Annotated in this window: 1 protein-coding gene; it reads left to right on the forward strand. The window is 65.8% G+C overall.

The features are described 5' to 3' along the window. The first annotated feature begins 108 nt into the window (after nt 1-108). On the forward strand, nt 109-1,479 hold the full coding sequence (locus AC3WT0_RS19825) for an IS1380 family transposase (RefSeq protein WP_066763960.1): 1,371 nt from the start codon (nt 109-111) through the stop codon (nt 1,477-1,479). Nucleotides 1,480-1,647: the final 168 nt, after the last annotated feature.

Genomic DNA, 1,647 nt, shown 5'->3' on the forward strand with positions numbered 1-1,647 from the left:
ACCTGTCTTATTCACCGCGGCGGGTGAGAGGGTTGGCGGGAGTGGCGTAAGCGATTGCTTTGCAGTAGGAAAATGGGTGTCTAGACCAGTCCTTCAGCGAGGCAATTTATGCCACGGACCACACCCGCCGGGAGCGATGATAGCGCACCGGGATTTTCGTTTCCAGCGGTTGGCGGCAAGAAGGTCACAACCGCGTTCGACGGTGGCCGGCTGACCTCTGACGGCGGCGTTCTGCTGCTGGCGCAGGCCGAGCGCGCGATGGGGATCTGCCGGCAGCTTGCTGCGTGCATCGCCGATCCGCGTGACCCGACGCGGGTGATCCATCGCCTCGATGACATTCTGCGTGCCCGTGTGTTCGCGATCACGTGTGGCTATGAGGACGCCGATGATCTCGATGCCCTGCGCGACGATCCGGGCTTCCGCCTGGCGCTGGGCAAGTTGCCGGGATCGGGCGCGGGGCTGGCCAGCCAACCGACGATGAGCCGCTGGGAGAATGCACCGACCACGCGTGAACTGGCCCGGATGATGGTCGCGATGATCGGCGTTTACTGTGCCAGCTATCCGGCCCCACCGGCGGCGGTGACGCTGGATATCGATGACACGTGTGATGTCGTGCACGGCTATCAGCAGCTCTCGTTCTGGAACGGACATCACGGTGAGCGCTGCTTCCTGCCGATCCATGTGTACGATACCGCGAGCGGGCGGCCGGTGGCGATGCTGCTGCGCACTGGCAAGACGCCGTCGGGTGCCGAAGGTGCCGGCCACATCCGGCGCCTGGTGCGTCATATCCGCCAGCACTGGCCCGATACCCACATCACCATCCGCGGCGATGGGCACTACGCCCGTCCCGAGATCATGGCGTTCTGCGAGGCGGCCGGGGTCGATTACGTGTTCGGCTTGCCGACCAACGCCGCGCTGCGGGCCGATCCGGCCATCGTTGCCGTCGCCGATGCCTGCGCGGTCAAGCGGGCCCAGGCCCAACATCCGGTCCTGCGCAACTATGTCGAGACCCGCTACGGCGCCAAAAGCTGGAAGAGCCAACGCCGCGTCGTCGCCCGGATTGAGGCCAGCACGCTGGGCATGGACATCCGCTATGTCGTCACCTCGCTGACAGAAGGCTCGCCCGAGCACATTTACGACACGCTCTATTGCGCGCGCGGCCAAGCCGAAAACCTGATCAAGCGCCACAAGACCCAGTTGGCCAGCGATCGCACCTCGTGCCGCTCGGCCAATGCCAACCAGATGCGCCTCATCCTGCATACCGCCGCCTACTGGCTGATGTGGCGCGTCCAGCAGGCCATCCCCAAGGCCACCTCTCTGGCCACTGCCGAGTTCGCAACGCTGCGCCTGCGGCTGCTCAAGGTCGCCGCCCGCGTCATCGAGACCGCCTCGCGCATCCGTGTCGCCTTCGCGTCAGCATGCCCCGACGCCGGCGTGTTCAAAGCCATCGCCACCAGTCTCCGGCCAGCGCCGACATAGCCAGCGCGGCTGTGCCGCACAAAGCCCGAGCCATCGCCCATCAACCTCGAAAAGCCATCGGTTTTGCTGCGGCGAAAAACGCCGCCGAAACCGCGCGCCCGGATCACGCGGCCACCGACACATCAAACCCGGCACGCCCCAGTGCAGCGGGCTCATGAATAAGCCGGG

The sequence above is a fragment of the Sphingomonas sp. EU05-FHT14C10 genome (genome assembly GCF_058790595.1).